Origin of the sequence: Spiroplasma endosymbiont of Phycita roborella (assembly GCF_964031195.1) — a bacterium.
Lineage (GTDB): Bacteria > Bacillota_I > Bacilli_A > Mycoplasmatales > VBWQ01 > Spiroplasma_E > Spiroplasma_E ixodetis_A.
Map to the genome: position 1 here is coordinate 1 of NZ_CAXIQJ010000003.1, position 23,186 is coordinate 23,186.

The window sequence follows — 23,186 nt, forward strand, 5'->3', positions numbered from 1 at the left end:
AAGAATGAAGTTGAACGTTTATTGATAAAAATATATATAGTCCTAATTTTGGAAAAAAAATTACTCGCTATTTTTATAAAAGTTTCTTTATTACTTTTACATGTAATCCTTATGATAAATATCATCCATTTTATTTAAAATACTGTACGCCATTTTTACCATTAAATGATAAAGTGATGGAAAATCTTAAAAAAAATGGCAAAATTTATTATGAAAATCAAGATATGTTTAGTGGTTTAGGTTTATTTGTTTTAAGATTTACTATTCAACCATTTTGAAATAAATTACCAGATATTCAAAAAAGAACATTATTAGAAATGAAAAAAAGTAATCCTGATGAATTTAATACTGTTTTTTATGGTTTTGAATTTTTAGATAGTGATGTAACAATTTTCCCATTTCAAAAAACTGTAAAGTGCTGACAACGATATGATTTAAAAGAATTTTATAATTCAAAAAAAGATATGTATAAATTTGATTTTTATTCAGTTGGTGTGGATTGAGCAACTGGTCATAAAGACCATACTGTATTTATAGTAGTGGGTTTTAAAGAATATAATAATACTGGTTATTATGATGCTTATATTATTTGTGAATTAGTAGTTACTCCAAATGATTTTATAAATGAAAATGAAAAAATTAATGCTTATGTTAATGAAATTTTAGGATTAATTGATAATTTTGAAAATTTTGAACAAGCAATTTATTTTTATGATGATAAAGCACGAACTGCCATTGATTGATTAAATCAAAAATTAATAGATGAACATAATACTATTTTAATCACACAAACTGCTATTAAACATGCTTCAAATTTAAATCAAGAAGCAGGATTAACTAATAGAGTAGTTTGAATGAGAAACATTATGAGTTATGGAAACTTTTATGCAAATAAAGATGATTTACCAAAGACTACTCAATGTTTAGAAGAATTACGTTATGACCAAAACAAAACTAACATTCCTGATAAAAATATGTATCAAGACCCGTATGATGGATTATTTTATGCATTGTATCCATATAAAAATGTAATTAGGGGTAAAAATAATGCTACTGTGAAAAAAAGCATCTTCACATTTGCCATATAATAAACAACTACAATATCATTAATAGTATAGGTATCACAAAATAAACGCCTTTTATTTAGGCGTTATTTTGCGTTTAAAAACGTACTTGTAAAAATAATCAAAAATAGTACAATTTATAAGTAAAATCAAGGAAAAAAGGAGTAATTTAATATGAAAACATGAATAAAAGCAAATTTAAGTAAAATAACATTAGCATTAGCACTAACTGGTGCTACAACTGGAACAATAGGATTAATCATGGGGGGGTGCTTACCCATAATCTTAGTGGACTTAAATATTATTTAAATTCATATAAAAAACCTATAATGGGTGTTCAGAAAATATGAATGTCTGACATTCATGGTATTTCAGTTTCTATAAAAAGTGAATTTAAAATATACTTTGCTGATAATCCTAAAAAAACAAAATTTTATAATGGTGGAGATACTATTGAAAGAATAGATATACCATGAGATGGCAATTATCCATATGGTTATTTTAATAAATAACATTTAAATTTCTAAATTAATATAAGAAATATTTTCATTATATTTGTCAAATAAATTAATATTAGTTAAGTTTATTTCTTGTTTGTCAGTTATTAAAATTAAATAATAATTACCAGCACCAAATATTCCACTAATTTCAATCCGATTTAAATTATTAATTGGATTTTTAATTTGCAATTCAAATTCATTTTTATTATCAATTTGTAATATCTCTTCATAAAATTCTAATTTAGAAAATAATTGAGATTTATTTGAACCATATAAATTTAAAGCATTCTCAATTTTATTGTTACTAATAATTACTCTTGTAAAGTATTTTCCATATTCGCCATTTCCTAATGTTCAATCTGCTGGAATTAATGACGGAATATTATTGCTTTCTAATTCATTTGTAATAGATAATCAATTAAATTGATTATCATCAAGTTTAAATAATTCATTTTGACTAATATCATTATTTTTTAATTTAATATTATTCATATCTGTAAAATCAAAATATTCAGATTTTAGTATTACTTTTACATCTTTATATTTTCAACTATTATCCTTATTAGAATGTATAGGATTTGATTTTAATTCAAAATAATAAGGTAATAAAATTTTATTATCATCATTTAGACCTTTATTTATTGATAATGTTGAATAAATATACTTTGATAACATAATAAATACTTGTTTAAATATTTTAACTTGTTGCAAATTTATGTAATTTGGATAATCAAGTTCTCATTTTCTAAATAAATTAGTAATAACTTCATCAGGTTTTTGACCTAAGAATTTATTACGTAATTTTGCTATTTCATTTTTATCATCATAATCTGCGCCATCAAAATTTCTATTATAGTTATATGTGTAACTTAGCATATCTAATAATAACTGTTGTAAACTATCAATTGGTGGTTTATCATTTATTTCAATTTCTACATCATAAAATTTATTTGTTGTAGAAATAAATAAATTATAGTTACCTACTAAAAATCATGACTCTAATTTTTTATCTTTTAATTCTATTTCATCTGATAATGGTCATACTTTTAAATTTTTAGAAACATCATAACCTAATTTAGCATTTGTTACTCTTGCATTATTAATAATTTCTTTTCTTGTTTCAGTCCCTCCACCAATAGCAATTAAATCTAAAACTGATTTTTCTTCTCCAATAAATTGTTTTGCTAAGTTTCAAGGTAATATTTGTTCACTAAATCATTGTTGTAATATTCTAACTTTTGGTTGAGTTTCAATAGGCATTGATAATAGCGGAAATGCTATCTTATCTTTAACAAATAACTTTGGGTATACTTCCATATTGTCAACTTCACCAAGTACCTTTATATTGCCAAAAATCATGCTTCTAGGTGCTTTAATTTTTAAACCAGTTACTTTGGTATCTTTATCTAATGGTTTTTGTAATTTAATAATAATTGGATAACCATCTCTTGTTTTAAAATCTTTAATTTTAATAATAGTTATACTTTTAGTACTTCTTGTTTTTGGATTTTGATAAGGTTGTGAATAATTATTAATGATATATAAATTATCAATATTATTTTCAGTTAAAGGTTCATTAATAGATACAGCATATAACTTAAATTGATTTAATAAATTTATTTCTTGAAATATTAAATTTTTAATATCAGTCATACTATATTCAATTGTATTATCATTAATATTAGTACTTGCTCTTTGATTTAATTGCATAGTAAAATCAGATGTTTCAACAGCAGTAGTTTTTAATACTTTATCAATATCAATAAAACCTATTTTAATAGTATTTGCTGAAAATTTTAAACTATTATTTTCATTATTTTTAAATAAACGTTCAATTTCATAAATATATATCGTTCTTTTTTTAAATTCATCATATGCTCTATTAATATCTGGGTCACTAGTAGCACGCATCATATTAGTAAAGTCATAAGGAATGTTATCAATTAAATAATCATTTTCTACTTCTGCTTGATTAAGTTTAGTTTGTTTCTGTGGAAATTTCGTTTGTGGTTTGTTGTTGTTTTCCATTGTTCTCTCCTATTAATTGGTTATTTTCGGGATTAAATAATTTTAATTTAACTGTTAAATTATTAATTTCTTGATCATCATTAATATTAAATGTTTTACTATTTAATAAATCTTTATCTACACTTACTAATATTTGAATAAATTTAAGAATATCAATATTAAATTGTCATAATTTTTGTTCAATATAATTAATAGTTGAAATATTTACTGCTGTACTTTCGGGAACTGATTGTTGTGCTGATTTCTTTTGACTTGGTATATGAATACCACAACGTTTAAATATTTCATTAACATTTCAATCATATATATCAGTTAAATTTTTACCTTTAAAATTACTATTTGTCATATTGATATTTTCGTTTTGTTCATTATTATCTCCACCGCTTTTAAATATGTAATTTTTAGTAACTAATGTTCTTACTGCGTCTTCTATTAAAGATTGAACATTGCCATAAGTTTGACTAAATATAAATTTAGGTGAGTTTAAAATAGTATCTAAAACAATTTGTTCATAAATAACATCTAATGCTTTAATTTTATCCATTACTTTATTACAATCTGCTAGCTCATTTGCTTTATTTCTCATAATTGCTATTGGTATATAGTTAATATTTAGTGTTTGTTCTTGTGCTAAATTAGGGTTATTAATGAATGATTTAAAATCTAATGGAAATTGTTTTTTATTATCACTAATACTATAAATTGCACGATTAATAGTTATTTGTTCATTATTTAATGTATAAACTTCAAATAATCTTACCATTTGTGCATTTTGTTCATAACTATCATAAAAAATAGTACATTCAATTAATTTACCAGTAATATCATAAACTCTTTGTTGTATATCTACTACTTGAAAATATAAGTCATCATTAGCAATATAAATTAAATAAGCACTAATTCCTAATTTACTTAATTTAAAAATTGAATTTCAATTTTTTCTGTAAAATTCTTGTTGAATTAAATATTGTTTAATAGTTTCATTATTAATATCTAATGGAGCATTATATAAATTAGCATTATTTTCTGCTACAAAATCAGTGAAATAAGTTTCATGGTTAAAATCATTAAAACCAAAATAATTTAAAATTGAAGCATGAGTACTTTTATTTTTATTAGTTAAAAATTTTACTTTTTCATTTTGATTATCACTAATATTACTTTTTTCTTTTCTTTTAAATAGACTTAACATAATATTCACCACCTTTTTTTAAAATATTTGATTAATTTTTAATACAATTTTTATAATAATAAATATAATTAAACCTGCTGTTGCTGATGATAAAATTACTCCTATTAAACCTAAAATAATTTTTATAATTTTAAAAAACATAATATTATTCCTGTAATTCTTCTAATTTTTTAAAAATATAATCTCTACCCATACCCCACATTATTCTATTATTATAAATATTAATTTCAGTATCCGCATTAACATTATTATTTGATATTCATAAACTACTTTTTAAAACATTTGTATCTAATTGATAATAAAAATTAATTATTTGTCAACTATAATTTTTATTATTTTCTTTACTAGTATAATCACCAAAACTATAATATATTCTATAATGTGTTTTATCTTTAAATATATATTCTATATGTGTAATATTATTTTTATCTACTACGACTTTACCTACTTCTTTTCAATTTGAACCACTTGGACTGGGTTGTGGTTGTTTTTCTAATATTTCATTAATTGCTTGTAATAATTTTTTATTTTGAGTTTTTAATAATTTATATTCATTATTTTCTAATAAATCTTTACAAAGTAATGAATTTTCTTCATTATTTAATGCAATTTCATTTGTTTCAGTTTTATATTTAAAATAATCATTTGAAAATTTTTTATCTTTTATTTTTTCTTTTAATTCATTAATAGCACCGGCAATAGTTTTATCAGTAGTTTCTAAATTAGGAATTTCTGCACTAATAGCATTTATTTGAAATGCAATAGGAAATTGTGATTTTACATCTTCTAATTTTTTATCTACTTCTTCTTTTTTATAATAATCAGATAAATTAGGAATTTTATTATTGATTTCATTAATTGCAGGAACGATTTGTTTAGAAACTGTTTGTAAAGCATCATCATTGATATTTTGCTTTTTATCTAATAAATTATTAGTTTCTAGTTTTGTGTAATAATCATGTTCAGTACTTTCTTCTGTTATAAATTCAGTTGGTGTATCTATTCCTTGATATTGATATATTTCTTGTATATCACCAATTAAATTAATTTTTCCACGTTCAGGATAGGAATTACCTCCACCACTAAATTTTTTATTTCTATTGTCATAGTAAATAGTTCCAATATTTAAAATATTTTTATTTTGTATTTGTTCTTTATAAGTCATGGAATCAACATTTAACAATTCAAATTCATGAAAAATATTATTTAAATAAATTTTAATTATTTTATAAAATTTCATAAAGTTATTTTCTGTTGAATAGTGATAACTGATTTTAATAAAATATCATTTCAACATTTCTATATTATTATTTTCAACTTTTTTTCATAAAGGACTAGTTTCAATATTAAATCAATTATTTTTGATATCATCAATGTTTTCATTTGTTTTAGTTAATTCACTATTTAATTTGGTAATTTCATTTTCATTAGTAGTAATTCGTTTTTGTTGTTTAGCAGAAAAATCACAAGTTGGTGAATGAGTAAAATCACCAATTTGCGGATTATTTTGTAATGCTTCTGGTGGTAATGTTCCAATTTCATCTGGTCAATCTAAAATCATTGTTTCAGTTTCTTTATCATAACCAGTTGCAACATAACCTTTATTAACAAATTTACTAACAGGACCTCTATATATTTCATTTTCATTATCATCAACTAAATCATCATATAATTTAATTTGTTTTAATAATGTAAATTCTTTTTGTTCTTTAATTAATTCATCAACTTGATTTCTAGTATAAAATGCTTTTAAGTCAATTTTTTCAACATCTATTTCATCATTATTATAACTTGAAAATATTTGTTTTAATTCTGTTAATCTTGCTCATATTTTCATTCTACTAGGTGCTAAATCTCAAACATTAATTGTAGGAGTACTATTTGCACTAAATTGATTACCATTATTAAATTGAATAGTAGCATCAACATTAAATTCAATTGGTGTACGATTAAATACTCAATGTTCAACCATAACATAAACCATATCTCTTAATGTTTCTTTAATTAATTCATCTTTAAAACTATCAAAAGGAAATTTAGATAAAATAAAATCAAGATAAGCATTAATATCATTTTGCGCGCGAATAGCAAAAGTTATAAATCAATCATTAATATTTGGTCATGTTTGTATATATTGTTGTGGAGTTTCTGTAATTTTTCCAGTTAATGGATATCAGTTATTATAATTTTCAAGACTGACATCAGTTCAAAGTTTATTAATCATAATTTATCATTCCTTAAAAAATGCTTGTTTATAATGATGAGTATGTTTTTTTGTTTTTTTATGTGTTATATGTTCAATTTCTTTTTGTATTTTATTTTTACCTTTTTTTATTTTTTTCTTACTTTTTGTTACAACTTGACTATATGCAAACTTTTCTAAATGATGTAATAATCCAGTACCAAATAAAGTATTAACACTAAATTTTAAACCAACATTTTTAAATGATTTGTTAATATTTTCAATAGGATTATTAATAACATTTACTACTTTATGATAAGTTCTAATAGTTCTAAATATTTCTCTATATACTTTAAAACTATCTCTAATTACTTGTTGCACCACTGGTGGAGCAAATGCTATTGCTTTTAATCATTTATTTTGATTAACTCCATAACCAATGTATCAACCACTATATCAACGATATCAATGGAATGGATGTATTTGAGTAACAAAAGTTTTTGCTTTAAGAATACTATCAACAACTGTAATTGGTTTATATTTAGGATTGCGATGATAAATAGTAATTGCACATTTATCTAATGACAAAGGTTGAATTTTACAACCCATAAATACTGGTGAATTTAATGGAATTAATTGTGCATGTTTAATTGCTCTTTTTTCTGCACTAGTAAATAAATCAGTTGCTTTTTCTTTTAATTTCTGAATTTTTTCAAATACTTGTTTTTCTAACTTTTCAAATTTTTCTTGTAATTTATATATACTTTCTCGTATTTTTTCAAAATATGGTGTATCTTTTCAAAATTTATTTAAACCTTTTTTTAAATAAAATCTAATATCAAAATATTTAAAAGTTTGATTTGCTTTTAAAACAAGTTGATGAATAACATTATTTTTAAAATTAAATTTAATAGCATTAGCACGAATTTTTTGTAAATCTAAAATTAAAGTTTTTCCATATCTATTTTCTGTATGTATTGTATGAACTAAATTTAATCAATCATGTTGATTCATTTTTAATACTTCTTTTAAATCAGTATTAAATTTTTTTAAAAAGTTATTTGCTTTTTCAATATCTTTAATTTTAAATTTAGGAGTTAATTGTGGACTTAATTTTATTAATGTATTTTGTAATAATAAGTGTTCCATTAATTTTTCTGTTTCTAGTTTTTGAAAATTATTCTTATATTGTCTTTCAGCAACATATCCTAAATCTCGTAATACTGTTTCACGATTAGGAGTAAAACTATACTTCATTAAATAACGTTTATTACCAATAATTTTATCTGTTAAAATTTCTTTTCCACTTACTTGACTAATAATTTCTTGTAAGTTTTTTGCTTCTTTAATACCAACTTGTTCTAATGTTTTAGTTTTTTGTGCTAACTTAATAAATTTAGTTGTACGATAACCACGACTAATTTTATTAAGTCCAGCAAATGCTGGTAATATATTAAAAAAAGTATTTAATGGTGTTACATTTCCTTTTAAATAATCATAAACTTGATTAATAGTAAAATCAGTTAAAAATTCTACACCAATAGCACTAATACTAGCAATTAAATCACTTGCACCTAATCCAAGTGCTAAATCTTCACTTAAACCACCAGTAAAAGGAGCAAGTGCTACTGCTATAACTTGTACACCAATCATTTCTAAAATTTCTCATCATAAACTTTTATGTTCTTGTTGTTGACTAATTCTAGTATGTTTGGGTTTATTTATTTTTAAGAGTGTGGCTGTATTTGCTGTACCAATAGGCATAATTAATGTCCTTATTATTTAAGAGTTATTTTTATAGGATTTGTTGAACCTTGATAATTTGCATCATTAATATCTGCAGTAATAATTACATATAAATCTCCTGCTTTTTGATTTTGATTACTTACATCAGTTTTGCCTTGTGCATCACTAAAATATTTAATATTTGCATGTACTAAATCTAATGCTGGATTCAAACCAGTAATTTCTCTTGCATTTTTTATTGCTGTATCTAGTAATTGATTTTTTCTATTCGTATTAGCAGTAATATCAGTTGTTAAAATTGTAAGTTTACTACTTAAATCTGTTTTAGTAATAATTCCACATAGCATTCAACGTGATGTTGTTTCTTTTTTTGACATATAAGGAATTAATTGACCTAGTACTTCACCACCAACTTTATATGCTCTACCAAGTTTGCCATCAGCAATTTCTTGAACATAAACAATTGTTTGTTGTAACATATATCTTTTCATTGCTCTTGATGTTGCTAAAATAAAAGGTATAATTTGTTTTTTATTTTCACTATCAGTAAATGTCATATAATCATCCATTACAATTTGACATAATACACCTTTTATATATAAATCATTACCATTTAATCTTAGTTGTTGAGCAATTTGGTTATCTGTAATTAAACCTTTATTATTAGCCAAATAAACAATAGTATCATAAAGATTATTTGTAATAAAGAAACGACAATTTGCACTATTTCTTAATTGAAATAAAGTATTTCAAGCAGATAACATTGCCTGTATATGCCCTGTTGGTGATGTGTCACTAATTATTACTTTAGTTCCGTTATCGCTAATTACTTGTATATCATCAGTTGCTAATTTATCTGCTAAATCATTAGCGACTTCATATTGCATACTTTCTAATAAATTTTGTCCATTTTCAGCATTTAAGTCAATTGCTGCAATAGTTTCACCAGCAACATATAATTTTTCAATTATTTTTGGAATAGTATCAGTTTGTGCATAAGTTACATCTATTCTTTGACTTTTATCATTTCATGCAATAACTTTAATTGATGGGTCTTTTGGAACTTTAATAATAAATTCTATTTTAGTAGAATTAACTATTTCAATAGGAAAAAAGTTTGCTCATGGACTATTTGATTGTTTGAAAAATTCAATAAATTCTGGTGCTTCAACTAGTTTTTCTGTATTATTTAAGTTTGTTTGAATATTAATTGCCATTTTTATTTTCCTTTCTGTTATAAATTATTTTTCTTTTTATAATCCAATAAACTACTTTTTATTGAATTCGATTGATTTGTTAATATTGTTTCTTGTTTACCACCTGTATTAATTGGTTCTTTAAATACTGGTTGTTCTTTAATCATTTTTTTAATAGTGTCTTCTACTTTTGAATTTTCTATATTACTTGTTTTAAATTTTAAAAAATCATAAAATTCTTTTTTAACTTGATATTTTTTAAATATATTAAGCATTTCTTTTTCTTTAATTTCTTCATTAAGTTTATTTAACTTATTTTCTAATTCAACAATCTTAGTTTCTTGTTCTTTTTGCAAATCATTATTTTCAGTTAAAGGTTCAGTTGTTTCTTGAACATTAGTTTCATTTTCTAACATTTACATTACACCTTTATTTATTTTCTTTATTAATTTTTTCATTTAATTTTGCTAATTTTTTTTGATGTTTTATTACTTTATTATTTGCTCGAACATGTTTTGGAGTTGTAATAAATCGTTTAAATCAAACAATTAATTCTCTGCAAATTAATGTTCCTACACTTGTTCCAATAATGATTAATTCATGCAATAATTCTTTCATTTCAATATTTTCCTTTCAATTATTTATTTTTTAATTATTCGTCAAATTGACCACCATTAATTCTTTCAACCATTGACTGATAATTACTTATAATAGTTACTAATAAAGAAATTTCTTTATTTAATTGTTCCATCCTTTCTTTATGTATTTTTATTTCGTGATTATAATATTCAATTAATTTTTCTTTATTCATAAATTACTCACCTCCTTTATAAACTGTCATAATATGTAGTTGGTCTATATACTGGTGATATTCTATCTACAACATCATTAATTAATCTTGCATTTTCACTAGTAAATGTTGTTTCTTGCATTTCTTCAACATGATTAGTTGTTTCCATTGGTAGTAAATTATGGATAATTTCAGATGCACCAGCAATAATAGTCGGAACTGCATAAGCATTCATAAAATCATTATTAATACCCATAGCAACACCACTACTAATCAAACAACCACCAGTTGCCATATTTGCTATTTTACGTATAGTTTCAAATTTACTTGGTATTAATTCTGTAATTCCAGCAACCAAATTTGCAATACCATATGAATTTAAAGATATATAAGTATCTCAATCCATTAAAGATTGGTCATTAACATTATTGTTAGTTACTGATAATGTTAATGCTGGTCATGGCGGAGTTTCTGTAGTGGTTGTAGTTGGGGTGATAGGATTTATTGTTTCAGTAAATTTACTATAATTTGCTAAACCAATTGTTCCTAATCCTAATGCTATTTTTTTACTTGAATTTAATAGTTTACTTTTTAAATTTGGCATTTGATTTAAATTTCATATATCAATTCCTAATTTTTTAGAAAATAATAAAGCATTTATACTACCTAATATTGGATTACCAATAAGTTGACCATAGTATGCAGAAGTTCCTATCATACCAAATAATGGACTTGCTCCAGTTCTTATTAATTTTAATAAAGTGTAATTACTTGATTGTACAGTTATGTCATTTGGCATTTTCTTCTACTCCTTCTACTTTCTGTTTAATAAAAACTTCTATTCAACCTTGATAATTAAAGTTATCTCCAACTAAAATTGCAGTATTAGCATGTGGTTGAGAAACAATTAAATATTTAGCAATGACATTGGGATATTTTCATAAAATCAATGCTTTTATATCATTACTATCTGTTAAATCTTTGGGATTTGGTGAAAATATTTCTATTTTATCTTCACCAAATAAATCTTTTAATTTAATCATTATCAAATTCTCCATTTTCAATTCTTTCTTTTAAAGAAAAGACATATTCTGTATAAGTTCTATGTGGATTTTTATCATTTATAATTTCTGGAATGGCAACCCTTTTTAGGACTATTTTTTGGTAGACATTTGTTTTTGATAACTAATTGGAGTTAGGTAGTTTAGAGTACTGTGAATTCTTATGTTGTTATATCAATTGATGTAATCAAATAATTCTAATTTTAATTGGATTAATGATGTAAAATTTTTATCATTAATAAATTCAATTTTGAAAGTTTTAAAAGTTGCTTCAGCAACAGCATTGTCATAAGGACATCCTTTTTTGCTTAAAGATCGAGTTATGTTGAAAGCTAATAAAAGCTTATCAATAGTTTTATTATTGAATTCATTACCGCGATCAGTATGAAATATTTCAATATCTTTTAAACAGTGATTTGATTGCATAAATGCTTGATATACTAATGATGCATCTTTTTTAACTCCAACACTATGTCCAATAATTTCGCGGTTAAATAGGTCGATTAATAGGCAAATATAGTTTCATTTACCATTAACTTGAACATAAGTTAAATCACTAACAATAACTTCATTTTTAATTCTATTATTAAAGTTTCTATTAACAAGATTGGTTATTTGACTATCATTGACTTTATTATGATAATTTTTGAATGATAATTTAGTGTATTTTGATATTAAATTATGCTTATTCATAATTTCTTTAATTTTTCTGCGTGATAAATAAATTTCTTGGTTTGCTAGTATGACTTTTAATCTTCTAGTACCATAAACTTCTTTATTTTCTTTAAAAGCACTAATAACAGCTTGTTCATAAATATTATTTTGAATTTTATTTTTTTTCTTTAAATTAAAATAATATGTTGATTTAGAGAGTTTTAAAAAATGACACATTGTGCGAATTTTATATTTAGATTTATTATTTGCAATAATCTCTACTTTCTGCCTATTATTAGTGCTGCTTGCTTTAAAATATCAATTTTCATTCGTAACTGTTTTAATTCTTTATTTGCTTGAATTAATTGTTTTTCTAAATCTGAAAGATTATCTTTAGTTTTAAAACTACCTGAATTAGTAAATTGCTTAATTCAATTGTAAGTAGCTGCTCTTGTAACATTGTATTCTTTAACAAGGCAAGATACTGATTTGCCACTTTGATATAAAGCTACTATTTGTTTTTTAAATTCATCTGAATATGAGTTAATAGTGACCATAATTATAATTCCTTTCTTTTAACTAATTTGTTCACTTGTCTATGTAATTAGTGTCCAATAAAGTGTAACCCATCCATTTCATCGATATCTAAAATTAATTTTTCTTTATATTCATTAATATATTTTTGGACAATTTTTCTTCTTATATTTTCAACTTTTATCATATGTTTATCACAAAAATATCTTACTTGAACATTATCTTTATCTAATTTTGTTGGTAAATTATTACAATTTGTTATATGTTTACCAAGTTCATTAACTTCACTAAAACAACATGGTATATTTTCTTTATTGATTATCAATGTCTCCTAAATTTCTTCAACTTCTTCTATTTCATTTATTAACTGATTCTAATCAACAACTATTACAGGTATTGGATAAAAAGTTTTCTTTTACTTTATTGCACATAGAACATTTATCTTCATATTTCATATTATTTCTCCTTATTTTTAATTTGATTAGCAATTTCACTTAATATTTTTAATACTTTATATTCATTTTTTAATTCTTTACTAATAAATATTAAAAATATTATTAGTGTTATGCTTGTTATTAATATTGGTATTATTAATAAAATTTTTCATAATATCATTTTTTACTCTTTTCATTTTTTAAATCATTTAACATTTATTGAACAAAATGCACGATTTTTAGGAATATTTAAAGTGTTAAAAATTTGACCAGTTACAATAATTTCATCGTTTTTGTTTAATAAAATACAGCGTCTATAAAATTTTGGGTTGTTAAAAATTAAAGTAACATAGTTTAATCCATTTCATTGACCTCGAACACTATAATATAATTCTTTATTACCTTTTTCGTAATATTTTGTTTCAATAGTGTTACTCAGTTTTACTGTTAATTTGACATAATTGGCTTTCTCTTTCATTTTTATAATTCCTTAAATAATATTTAATATGCTTATATGCATCTTGTTCATGTTTTGTTAATTTTATATTTCCTTTATAATTTTCTATTTTGTTTTTATTTTTTGGTTCACTTTCTAAATAATCTCAATTCATAACATCTTCTGCTAATACTATTAAAGCACCAATAATTTTAGGAGTTGCTAATGGATTTGTTAATAATTGTTTTGAATTTAAAAAGAAATTTTCTACAATAACTAATATTTTTTTATTATCAAAATGTTTTTTAATTAATAAAAAGTATTCTTTAAATAGATTTTTGCTTTTTAAAACTGTTTTAGTTTTAAATGTTTCATTAAAAACAATATTATTAGTTTCATTTGAGTATATAATAATTCCATTACTACCAATACCAGCAGGGTCAATTCCAATAATTAAGTCATATTGCATTAATCAAATTAACCTCTAACAATTGTTTTAATAATTTCTAAATCACAATTACTTCAGCAATATTTACATTCTTCGATAAACTCTTTATGTCCACAAACTAAATTATTTTTTTGTAAACTATCAATTTGTTTGATTAATCCTACTTTATATTCAATAATCTTTTTTTCCATTATGTAAATCATCCCTTTTCAATTATTTTTGCTGTTTGTTTAAGGTATTTAGGTATTTTGTTATAACAACTGTCACATATTAAATAAGGTATTGGTCAATTTTTATATTTAATAGTTTTAGTAGAATTATTAATACATTCTTTTCAAACTTTATCCATACAAACTCTTAATTCACATTTTTTATTTTTATTATTCATAGTTTTTTTCTTTATAAATAAAATATCTTTTCATTATGAGTTGAAATATGTTTATAAGAAGTGACTATATAATTAATTGACAAATCATTATGGTTATATGGATTATTTAGTTTAAAACCTTTTCTGTTTTCTTCTCATGTAACATTATATTTAAAACAAGGATTAGTAATCTTTGTTTTACTATCAGTTATTTCACCAATAAATCAACTATTATGCTGTTCATAAAATGTTAATGGTTCAAGTTTTATATCATTAAGATAATATTCTTTGGGTGTTTCTGGTTTATTAACAGTTATTTTCTGTTCAGAAATATATGGTTCTAATAATTTTGTTAATTCATCACCATTTAATTCTCTTTTAATATTTTCAGAATTAAAAACCCAATATGTGTAATTATTATCAACAATAAAAGAATTATTTTTAATCATTCATTTTGGAAGTGATAATTTATATTCAACATAATCAATAAGAATAGATTGTGGTTTATCTTTAACAATTTGTTCTTTTTTAAATTCTATTTGCATAATAATCCTTTCCTAATATGTCCTGTTGCTTCTAGCATAAAGGACATATATTTTGATTTTTAAATTATTAATAATACTATTATTAGTTTTATTCATTCCAGAAATTCTGGGCTCAAAAATAAATTGTGAAATTTTAAAAAACATTGAGGCATTCGATTCAATATTTATTTAATTTATGTTTAATAAATTAATATTTTAATTGAACCGGCACCGCTCAATTTTTTTTACAAGTTTGAAATTTATTTTCTCGCCCAAAAAAATTTTTCAAAAAAAATAAAAAATAAAACCAACACTTGCTCACTGGGGAGTGGCAAGGTTGGTTAAATAAAGAATAGAATTAATACAATAGGTCCCTACAACAGGTCTATATATACTAGTTTCCAATTCGCTCCCACCCCAAGAATTACCATTAAATGGTTAGTATATTTTATTAGGTATCACTCCACTTTTTATTTATCCATGCAAGTCCACATGTTCTAGCTACTATTTTTAACAACTGTGTTGTAGTTCACTTTTTTAGTTCCCTAACACGTGTTGATAATAGCGTTAAAGAAGATTATTAATTATTAACTTTCTCCTACTTGGTCACTGCGTGTAGTAGATATTTAAAGGATGTTAATAATAAAAATTTTAAAATTTTACAATTACAAAAAAAAGACAAGAATTTTATTCTCGTCTTTTGTCATTTATTTTTAATTCAAGGATTTAAAAAAGAAAGGAGCTATTTTTAAAACTTTTTAGTTATCGACATCTTCGACACGCTCCCAATCTTATTTTGAATTTTTATATCAATTTCATAATATCAAGTGGTATCTACAACATTGCAAAGTGGTTCTTGTATTCAAGCATGGTACATTTTTCTTTCTTCAAATCCTTCTGGAAGTTTTATTTCTTCTTTAATTTCAGCAATTAATTTATATATACTTTTTATTTTTTTAACTTTACTATACATATCTTTTTATCTTCCTTTCAAAAAAATAAAAAACCCATATACTTTAAAAATTAAAATAATGAGTTGAAAACTTAAATTAAGTTTAAAAAATTATATCATAATATCTAGAATATTTGGTGTTAAATTTTTATACATATTTTTAAAATATAAAAAATAGTTATAGATAAATAAAACTACTCAATTGAGTAGTTTTATTTATCTTCTTCAATTTTTACTGTCATTTCTTGATCATCAAAAACAAATTTAACTTTTTTATCATCTTTTTTATTAACAGCATCACTGGGTTTATCATTTTTTTTATTTTCAAATAAAGGTTTTGGTTTTTTCTTTAATTCTTTTTCATTTTTTAAATAATATTTTTGAACTATATCAAAAAGTTCATTATTTAAACTACCATCTTTATATCTCTTTTTAAATTTATAAAAATACTTATAACGCTTATCTAAAATTATTGATTTAATTTCATTAAAGAGTATAAAAGCATTTCTACTTGAAAATTTATAATTATTTTTACCTATTTTTACTAAATTATCACTTATAATATTATTTATTTTAAACTTAAATCTTTTTCTTTTAAAAAGAAAAATAACTAAAATAAAAATAAAAGTTAGCATTAATAATAATATTGATAATCCTATGATTATTCAGTCCTTTATTGAAAAATCTGATCAATTAACTAAAAACATTATATTTAAATTATTTTGCATATAAATAACCCCCTAAATTTTCTTAATATATAAATTTGCGTCATTTTATAAACAAGTTCTTCTTATCTTTTATTTTGGATAAATTACATTTAAAATTACACTTCCAATAACTAAAGGGTCATCATAAGTCATTTCAACTGTTAAAGTAGTTGGTTTAATGTTCATATTATTATATTTTAAATTACCTAAAATAATTTTTTCTTTTATTAAATTTGATTGTGGATTATTTTCAATTAGTCTCTCTTTAATAACCTCCTTTACAGTTTCTGGACTTGTCATTTTCAATTTGTCTTCAGGTTTTAATTGCAGATTTGTTTTGTTTTTGAAAATTACTGCTAAAGTTTGTTTATTATCACTAATTGATGATTGTTTAGAGATCGAATCATTTGATTTTTTTTATTTTTTTCTTCCTCTTCTTCTTCTTTTTCTCCTTCTGTTTCGGCAATAGCTGTCATACCACCAGCAATGGTGGCTCCAATTAAAGCTGCAGAGCCGATAAGACCAGCAATAATTTTTGTTGATTTCTTCTTCTTTTTCTTTTCTTCTTCATCTTCTTCTGACATAAATTACAAACCTCTTTTCTAAGCCCTTAATTTTTTTCTAAGTTAATTTTACATGATTAAAAATAATCTATTGACATTTTACTTTTATTAGAGTAGAAATTTAAATAAACAATTAGTTGTATAAATTACTGATGTATTTTTTTATTTTTTGAAAATTAATAATCTTAAACATTAAAATAGTAATTATTATTACTTTTAATAAAGTTTTTTATCTTATTTTTTAAAGAACTTAGTAAAAATAAGATAAAATATTAATATTGCATTAAAGAAAAAGGTGAACGCATGTCATTTCAACAATTTAATTTACAACCATGACTAATTGAAAATTTAAAAAAAGAAAAACTAATTAATCCAACACCAGTCCAAACCGAAATTATTCCTTTAGCATTAACTAATAAAAACTTAATTATTAAAAGTGCTACTGGTAGTGGTAAAACTCATACTTATTTAATTCCAATTTTAAATAATTGTAATGTTACTTTAAAAGTAACACAAGCAGTTATTATTACACCTACTCGTGAACTTGCTCAACAAACGTTCAATTTTTTAAAAGCTTTAATCAAAGATCAAAATATTAGCATTGCTTGTTTAGTGGGTGGCAAAGATATTATTCGTCAAAGTAATAATTTAAGTAATAATCAACCACAAATTGTAATTGGAACTCCAACTAGATTAAAACGTTTATATGAACTTAATATGTTAGCAATTACTACTACTAACACTTTAGTTATTGATGAATGTGATATGTTATTTGATATGGGATTCATGGAAGATTTAGATTTTTTAATTACTAAAATGAATAAAAATACTCAAATTATGACTTTTTCAGCAACAATATTACCCCAACTAGTTACTTGATTAAAAAAATATATTACTAACGCTACTACAATTAGTATTGATAATAAATCTCAAAAAATTCAACATATTTTTATTAATCGTCATCATCAAGATAGTAAAAAACAACTACAATCATTATTAACAATGTTTGATCCTTATTTATGCTTAATTTTTGTTAATAACAAAGAAAATATTGAAGAAATTGCAAACGTCTTAATTGAAGAAAATAAAAAAGTAGCAATCTTACATGGTGGATTACCAGCACGAGAACGTTCTCAAACTTTTAAACGTATTAAAAATTTTGAATATCAATATGTTGTTTGTTCAGATATCGCAGCACGTGGTATTGATATTGAAGGGGTATCTCATGTTATCTCTTTACAATTACCGACAAATAATCTAGAATATTATTTTCATCGAGCAGGGCGAACAGGACGAGCTAACTATTCAGGTATTTCTTATGTATTTTATGATAAGAGTGATAATTCTACTATTCATAAGTTAAAAAATTTAAATGTTCCAATAGAATACTATAAAATTAAAGATAATAAGTTACTACCAGAAATTAGTAATGACAACATCGTTGCTCATAAACGAAAAATAGAAAGAAATAAAGAAGAGCAATATGTTATTAATCGCTTTAAAAAAAATAAAAATGTAACTCCTGGTTATAAGAAAAAATTTAATAAAGATTTAGAAGCAATAAAAAAAGAAACAAGAAAACAACACATTAAAGCATCAATTAAGAAAATTAAAAAAACACAAGCAATTGCAAGAAGAAAAAAACTTTTTGATGAAAATTAATAATGAAAGAGGAAGCAAGATGGAAAATGACAAATTAATTATTGGATCTCATGTTTCAATGAAAGCACCAAAATATTTATTGGGTGCTCTTGAAGAGGCTCTAAGTTATAATGCCAATACGTTTATGTTTTATACAGGTGCTCCACAAAATACAATTCGTAAACCAACCAAAGCATTATTTATTAAAGAATTTACAGAAAAACTAATTGAAAAAAATATTGATATTAATAATCTTATTGTTCATGCTCCTTACATTATTAATCTGGCTAATAGTATTAACAAAAGTACTTACCAATTAGCAGTAGATTTCTTACGACAAGAAATAATTCGCTGTCAAGATATTGGCATTAAAACTTTGGTTTTACATCCAGGTAGCGCTGTTGGTGCTTTACCACAAACTGCTTTAGAACAAATTGTTAAAGGACTAAATGCAGCATGTTTAGAAAAACAAACTGTAAAAATTGCTTTGGAAACAATGTCAGGAAAAGGTAGTGAAGTAGGAACTACTTTTGAACAACTTCAATATATTATTAATAATGTAAAAAGACCCGAACTAATTGGTGTTTGTTGAGATACTTGTCACTTATCTGATGCTGGTTATGATCTTAATAATAATTTAGAACAAATAATACAAAAATTTGATCAACTTATTGGATTAGATAAATTATTAGTTATTCATGTTAATGATTCTAAAAACCCAATCAATGCTCATAAAGATCGTCATGCTAACTTAGGAATGGGTTATCTTGGTTTTCAAACTTTAATTAACATTATTTATCATCCATTGTTGCTTACTAAAATAAAAATTTTAGAAACGCCATGAATTAATGGTCATCCACCTTATTTACATGAAATTAAAATGATAAGAACAAAAAAATATAATAAAGAAATTTTAGAATCATTAGGAACTAGCAAATAATGAAAAGAATTGGCATTTTTGGTGGAACTTTTGATCCATTTCATAATCAACATTTAAACATTGCAAATACAGCTTATCATAAACTTTCACTTGATGAAGTTTGAATTTTACCAACAAAACAAAATCCGTTAAAAGATAGTGTCAGTGCCAGCGATCAACAAAGAGTCGATATGATTAATTTAGTTATTAAAAACTATTCTTGAATAAAATTAAATGATTATGAACTAACAAGTAAGCAACCTAGTTATACTATTAATACTATTAACTACTTTATTGAAAACTATCCAAATCACAAATTCTTTTTTATTATTGGTTCTGATAATTTATATACCTTAAATAAATGACAAGGAATTGAACAGTTAATTAATTTAGTTAAAATTATTGTTGTTAATCGCCCTCATTATCGTAAAACATTAGAACTAATGTCAAAATACAAATGTCAAAATTTAGTAGTTCGACCAAGCAGTGATATTAGCTCTGCCAAAATTAGAAATGGTGAAATTATTAATCAAATCGATATTAAAATTAATGATTATATTAACAATAATTTAATATATAGTTATGAGCGTTTAAAAGCAAATTTGGATAACAATAGAACTGAACATTGTATTAATGTTGGTAAAATGGCTGCTAAATTAGCAATCCATTATAACGAAGATGCTAATAAAGCCCTAATTGCTGGAACTTATCATGACCTTTGCAAACAATGAAGTAAAAATAAAATGACTAAATTTTTAACAAAATATAATAAAGAAATTTTACAAGAACCATTTCCAGTTTGACATGGTTATGTAGCAGCATTGTATTTAAAAAATCATTATCAGTACCATGATGATTTAGTTCTTCATGCAATTGCTAAACACACTACTGGTGCAAACGAAATGAAAACTTTAGAATTAATAGTATTATTAGCAGATAAAATATCAATTGAACGTAACCATTATTATGTTGAAGAATTAAGAAAACTTGCCTTTCAAGATTTAACTGTTGCTTTTAAATACTATCTAGAAATTTTAAAAAAGCATTTACTAGAGCAAAAAAAACCATTAAATAATAAGTTTTTAACAATATATGAAACGTGAAGTAATAAAAATTAACAAATAGTATCTATAGTAAAATACTTATTTATTAATTATTTAATATATAATATTAAAGAAAAGGGAAGTATAACTTAAAACAGAAGATGTATTTGTTCAGTAATGATTGCAAAATTGAATACTGATATTTATTAAGTGATTGATTTAAAAAACCAGAATATAAAGATACTTTAAATTATATAATAGATAGTAATTGTCGTTATTTTTTTAATTATATTCCATTAAAAGAATTGGGTTTACCACTATAACAAATAAAAATAAATTATTAATAAGGAGAACAAATATTATGTCCAAAAAAAATAAAACAAAAATTACTGCTTCGCCGACAAAAGAAAATACAACAGCAAAAATAAAAAAAAGCGTGACTGATTATAATGAATTAAAAATAAAAAAAAGTGGTTTCTTAAGCGCAGTTATTAAATACTTTAAAAAATATCCACTACTTTATCTAATTGCAATACTAACCACTATTGCTTCTTCAATAATTTCAGTAATTATTCCTAAAATTACTAATAATTTTTTAGCTACCCCCGATGGTTTTCAATGAGAAAAAATTACTACTTTAGCTTATATTTTAATTAGTTTACAAATTGCATCAGGATTATTTATGTACTTTCGTAATTTAACAGGAAGCATCATTGGTGTTAAAGTTGAAATTGAATATCGAAATAAAGTTTTAAAACATTTACTAGATTTAGATATGTCATATTATGAAGATCGCAAAATTGGTGACACTTTAACAAAACTAATTAGTGATACTAGTGTTATTGGTGAAAATATGCAATCTATTCTTTTAACTATGCTTAGTTCAATTGTGACTTTTTTTGGTTCAATTTACGTTATTTTTTCTTTAAATTGACAATTATCATTAATTGTTTTAGGTATTGTTTTATCAATTTTAATAATATCAGTATTAAATGTTCAAATTATTCGTTATTTAAACTATAAATGAAGAAAAGTTTACACTGAAGTTAATGCTGATATTACTGATCGACTAAATACTATTACTTTAATTAAAAGTAATGCTACAGAAAAAAGTGAAAATAAAAGATTTTCTAATGAACATCTTAAATATTATCAAGCAGCAAAAAAAACTATTACTTTTGAAAGTTTTACTAGAGCATTACTAATTACATTACTAACAGGAATTAACATTGTTGGTTTAGTTGCTGGTTTCATGTTTGTAAGTAAACACATCATTAGTGTTTCAACACTAATTGCTTTTTTATTAGCAGTCAACACTTTAATTTTCCCAGTTATTCAAAGTATTCAATTCTTAGGTAATTGAGCTAAAACATCAACTTCAATTTTAAGAGTTAATGAAATTCTTAATATTAAACCAAAAATAGTTAATAAAGAAAAAGCCTTACCAGTAAAACAAATTACTAGTGATATTATTTTTGAAAATGTTAATTTCCGCTATGATGAAAAAGAAGACTGAATTTTAAATAACTTCTCTTTCACTTTTGAAAAAGGTAAAAGTTATGCTATTGTTGGTGCAACTGGTGTCGGAAAAACTACTATTTCTAAGTTATTACTACGTTACTATGACCCTGCTGAAGGAAGAATTTTAATTAATAATAATACTGATTTACGTGATATTGACTTAGCACAATACTTACATCATATTGGCTATATTGAACAAGATCCACAAATTTTATTTGGCACATTTGCCGAAAACATTAGTTATACTAAGCAAGGACCAACTTTAGAAGAAATCAAAATTGCTGCAAGTAAAGCTAACTTACATGATTACATTGAACAATTACCTAATGGTTATAATACAATTTTAGGTGAACGTGGGATTAACTTATCTGGTGGTCAAAAACAAAGAGTAGCTATTGCTCGTATCTTTTTAAAAAATCCAGAACTATTAATTTTAGATGAAGCTACTAGTGCTTTAGATAATATTGTCGAAAAGGAAATACAAGCACAATTTAATAAATTAATGATTGGTCGTACTAGTATTATTATTGCCCATCGTTTATCAACAATTAAAACTGTTGATAAGATTTTAGTTTTAGAAAAAGAAAAAGGTTTAGTTCAAGTTGGTACTTTTGATGAATTAAAAGTTAAAGAATGTCACTTTAAACATTTATATGAAGCTGGAATTATGGGGTAAAATTTTTA

Annotated in this window: 31 protein-coding genes; 8 read left to right on the forward strand and 23 right to left on the reverse strand. The window is 23.3% G+C overall.

Translation table 4 applies throughout. The features are described 5' to 3' along the window. The 3 genes from AAHM95_RS01710 to AAHM95_RS01720 all read left to right on the forward strand — a co-directional run. On the forward strand, positions 1-1,088 hold a 1,088-nt coding region (locus AAHM95_RS01710), incomplete at its 5' end, for a hypothetical protein (protein ID WP_342273947.1). Between the two features lie 150 nt (positions 1,089-1,238). Continuing rightward, positions 1,239-1,373 carry a hypothetical protein gene (locus AAHM95_RS01715; RefSeq protein ID WP_342273790.1) on the forward strand — a complete coding sequence of 45 codons (135 nt, stop codon included), beginning with the start codon at positions 1,239-1,241 and terminating at the stop codon, positions 1,371-1,373. Beyond that, positions 1,334-1,576: a hypothetical protein gene (locus AAHM95_RS01720; protein WP_281749131.1), complete on the forward strand. Its 243-nt coding sequence runs from the start codon at positions 1,334-1,336 to the stop codon at positions 1,574-1,576. Before AAHM95_RS01715 ends, AAHM95_RS01720 begins: the two co-directional genes overlap by 40 nt. Positions 1,577-1,579: 3 nt before the next feature. Here AAHM95_RS01720 and AAHM95_RS01725 read toward each other — a convergent pair whose 3' ends face one another. The 23 genes from AAHM95_RS01725 to AAHM95_RS01835 all read right to left on the reverse strand — a co-directional run bounded on the left by AAHM95_RS01725 (position 1,580) and on the right by AAHM95_RS01835 (position 17,399). Then, positions 1,580-3,592, reverse strand: a complete 2,013-nt coding sequence (locus AAHM95_RS01725) for a hypothetical protein (protein WP_342273791.1) — start codon at positions 3,590-3,592, stop codon at positions 1,580-1,582. Then, positions 3,543-4,784, reverse strand: coding sequence for a hypothetical protein (locus AAHM95_RS01730; RefSeq protein WP_338975553.1), 1,242 nt, complete (start codon positions 4,782-4,784; stop codon positions 3,543-3,545). The genes AAHM95_RS01725 and AAHM95_RS01730 overlap by 50 nt, the downstream gene beginning before the upstream one ends. Positions 4,785-4,802: 18 nt before the next feature. Next, a complete protein-coding gene (locus tag AAHM95_RS01735; RefSeq protein WP_338977759.1) occupies positions 4,803-4,925 on the reverse strand; it encodes a hypothetical protein in 123 nt (40 codons plus the stop codon). Positions 4,926-4,929: 4 nt separating this feature from the next. After that, on the reverse strand, positions 4,930-7,008 hold the full coding sequence (locus AAHM95_RS01740; RefSeq protein ID WP_342273948.1) for a hypothetical protein: 2,079 nt from the start codon (positions 7,006-7,008) through the stop codon (positions 4,930-4,932). A gap of 3 nt (positions 7,009-7,011) precedes the next feature. After that, on the reverse strand, positions 7,012-8,730 hold the full coding sequence (locus AAHM95_RS01745) for a hypothetical protein (protein WP_342273949.1): 1,719 nt from the start codon (positions 8,728-8,730) through the stop codon (positions 7,012-7,014). A gap of 14 nt (positions 8,731-8,744) precedes the next feature. Next, complete coding sequence (locus tag AAHM95_RS01750) at positions 8,745-9,929, reverse strand: hypothetical protein (protein ID WP_342273892.1); 1,185 nt, start codon at positions 9,927-9,929, stop codon at positions 8,745-8,747. 17 nt (positions 9,930-9,946) lie between these two features. Continuing rightward, positions 9,947-10,324: a hypothetical protein gene (locus AAHM95_RS01755; protein ID WP_338975557.1), complete on the reverse strand. Its 378-nt coding sequence runs from the start codon at positions 10,322-10,324 to the stop codon at positions 9,947-9,949. 13 nt (positions 10,325-10,337) lie between these two features. Continuing rightward, entirely contained in the window at positions 10,338-10,526 is a 189-nt protein-coding gene (locus AAHM95_RS01760) for a hypothetical protein (RefSeq protein WP_338975562.1), read from the reverse strand. Positions 10,527-10,560: 34 nt separating this feature from the next. Further along, complete coding sequence (locus tag AAHM95_RS01765; protein WP_174480523.1) at positions 10,561-10,719, reverse strand: hypothetical protein; 159 nt, start codon at positions 10,717-10,719, stop codon at positions 10,561-10,563. 16 nt (positions 10,720-10,735) lie between these two features. Beyond that, entirely contained in the window at positions 10,736-11,497 is a 762-nt protein-coding gene (locus tag AAHM95_RS01770) for a hypothetical protein (RefSeq protein ID WP_342273891.1), read from the reverse strand. Then, a complete protein-coding gene (locus AAHM95_RS01775) occupies positions 11,466-11,741 on the reverse strand; it encodes a hypothetical protein (protein WP_342273890.1) in 276 nt (91 codons plus the stop codon). Before AAHM95_RS01775 ends, AAHM95_RS01770 begins: the two co-directional genes overlap by 32 nt. A gap of 111 nt (positions 11,742-11,852) precedes the next feature. Beyond that, a protein-coding gene (locus AAHM95_RS01780) for an IS3 family transposase (protein ID WP_342273950.1) occupies positions 11,853-12,970 on the reverse strand; the annotation gives its coding sequence in 2 pieces (ribosomal slippage) (positions 11,853-12,700 and positions 12,700-12,970; 1,119 coding nt in all). A gap of 47 nt (positions 12,971-13,017) precedes the next feature. After that, the gene (locus AAHM95_RS01785; protein WP_342273951.1) at positions 13,018-13,272 is read right to left on the reverse strand and encodes a hypothetical protein; all 255 of its coding nucleotides are present in this window, start codon (positions 13,270-13,272) and stop codon (positions 13,018-13,020) included. After that, on the reverse strand, positions 13,259-13,402 hold the full coding sequence (locus tag AAHM95_RS01790; protein WP_342273888.1) for a hypothetical protein: 144 nt from the start codon (positions 13,400-13,402) through the stop codon (positions 13,259-13,261). The genes AAHM95_RS01785 and AAHM95_RS01790 overlap by 14 nt, the downstream gene beginning before the upstream one ends. Position 13,403: 1 nt before the next feature. Then, positions 13,404-13,562 carry a hypothetical protein gene (locus AAHM95_RS01795; protein WP_342273952.1) on the reverse strand — a complete coding sequence of 53 codons (159 nt, stop codon included), beginning with the start codon at positions 13,560-13,562 and terminating at the stop codon, positions 13,404-13,406. 3 nt (positions 13,563-13,565) lie between these two features. Continuing rightward, a complete protein-coding gene (locus AAHM95_RS01800) occupies positions 13,566-13,859 on the reverse strand; it encodes a hypothetical protein (RefSeq protein ID WP_338975222.1) in 294 nt (97 codons plus the stop codon). Continuing rightward, a complete protein-coding gene (locus AAHM95_RS01805; protein WP_338975223.1) occupies positions 13,813-14,286 on the reverse strand; it encodes a hypothetical protein in 474 nt (157 codons plus the stop codon). Before AAHM95_RS01805 ends, AAHM95_RS01800 begins: the two co-directional genes overlap by 47 nt. An 8-nt stretch (positions 14,287-14,294) precedes the next feature. Further along, the gene (locus AAHM95_RS01810; RefSeq protein WP_338975224.1) at positions 14,295-14,456 is read right to left on the reverse strand and encodes a hypothetical protein; all 162 of its coding nucleotides are present in this window, start codon (positions 14,454-14,456) and stop codon (positions 14,295-14,297) included. Between the two features lie 208 nt (positions 14,457-14,664). Continuing rightward, positions 14,665-15,177, reverse strand: a complete 513-nt coding sequence (locus AAHM95_RS01815; RefSeq protein WP_338979028.1) for a hypothetical protein — start codon at positions 15,175-15,177, stop codon at positions 14,665-14,667. A gap of 727 nt (positions 15,178-15,904) precedes the next feature. Beyond that, on the reverse strand, positions 15,905-16,129 hold the full coding sequence (locus AAHM95_RS01820; RefSeq protein WP_342273953.1) for a hypothetical protein: 225 nt from the start codon (positions 16,127-16,129) through the stop codon (positions 15,905-15,907). A 191-nt stretch (positions 16,130-16,320) separates the two neighbouring features. After that, a complete protein-coding gene (locus AAHM95_RS01825) occupies positions 16,321-16,836 on the reverse strand; it encodes a hypothetical protein (protein ID WP_252320024.1) in 516 nt (171 codons plus the stop codon). 69 nt (positions 16,837-16,905) lie between these two features. Then, positions 16,906-17,115, reverse strand: a complete 210-nt coding sequence (locus AAHM95_RS01830; protein ID WP_342273954.1) for a hypothetical protein — start codon at positions 17,113-17,115, stop codon at positions 16,906-16,908. Between the two features lie 56 nt (positions 17,116-17,171). Continuing rightward, on the reverse strand, positions 17,172-17,399 hold the full coding sequence (locus AAHM95_RS01835; protein ID WP_342273955.1) for a hypothetical protein: 228 nt from the start codon (positions 17,397-17,399) through the stop codon (positions 17,172-17,174). Between the two features lie 282 nt (positions 17,400-17,681). Between AAHM95_RS01835 and AAHM95_RS01840 the strand changes: the two genes are divergently transcribed. The 5 genes from AAHM95_RS01840 to AAHM95_RS01860 all read left to right on the forward strand — a co-directional run bounded on the left by AAHM95_RS01840 (position 17,682) and on the right by AAHM95_RS01860 (position 23,178). After that, entirely contained in the window at positions 17,682-19,040 is a 1,359-nt protein-coding gene (locus tag AAHM95_RS01840; protein ID WP_338975404.1) for a DEAD/DEAH box helicase, read from the forward strand. Positions 19,041-19,059: 19 nt separating this feature from the next. Next, a complete protein-coding gene (locus AAHM95_RS01845) occupies positions 19,060-19,959 on the forward strand; it encodes a deoxyribonuclease IV (protein WP_342273956.1) in 900 nt (299 codons plus the stop codon). Then, positions 19,959-21,056: a nicotinate-nucleotide adenylyltransferase gene (locus AAHM95_RS01850; RefSeq protein ID WP_342273957.1), complete on the forward strand. Its 1,098-nt coding sequence runs from the start codon at positions 19,959-19,961 to the stop codon at positions 21,054-21,056. The genes AAHM95_RS01845 and AAHM95_RS01850 overlap by 1 nt, the downstream gene beginning before the upstream one ends. A 92-nt stretch (positions 21,057-21,148) precedes the next feature. Continuing rightward, on the forward strand, positions 21,149-21,304 hold the full coding sequence (locus AAHM95_RS01855; RefSeq protein ID WP_342273958.1) for a hypothetical protein: 156 nt from the start codon (positions 21,149-21,151) through the stop codon (positions 21,302-21,304). A 38-nt stretch (positions 21,305-21,342) separates the two neighbouring features. Next, positions 21,343-23,178, forward strand: a complete 1,836-nt coding sequence (locus AAHM95_RS01860) for an ABC transporter ATP-binding protein (protein WP_342273959.1) — start codon at positions 21,343-21,345, stop codon at positions 23,176-23,178. Positions 23,179-23,186 lie beyond the last annotated feature (8 nt).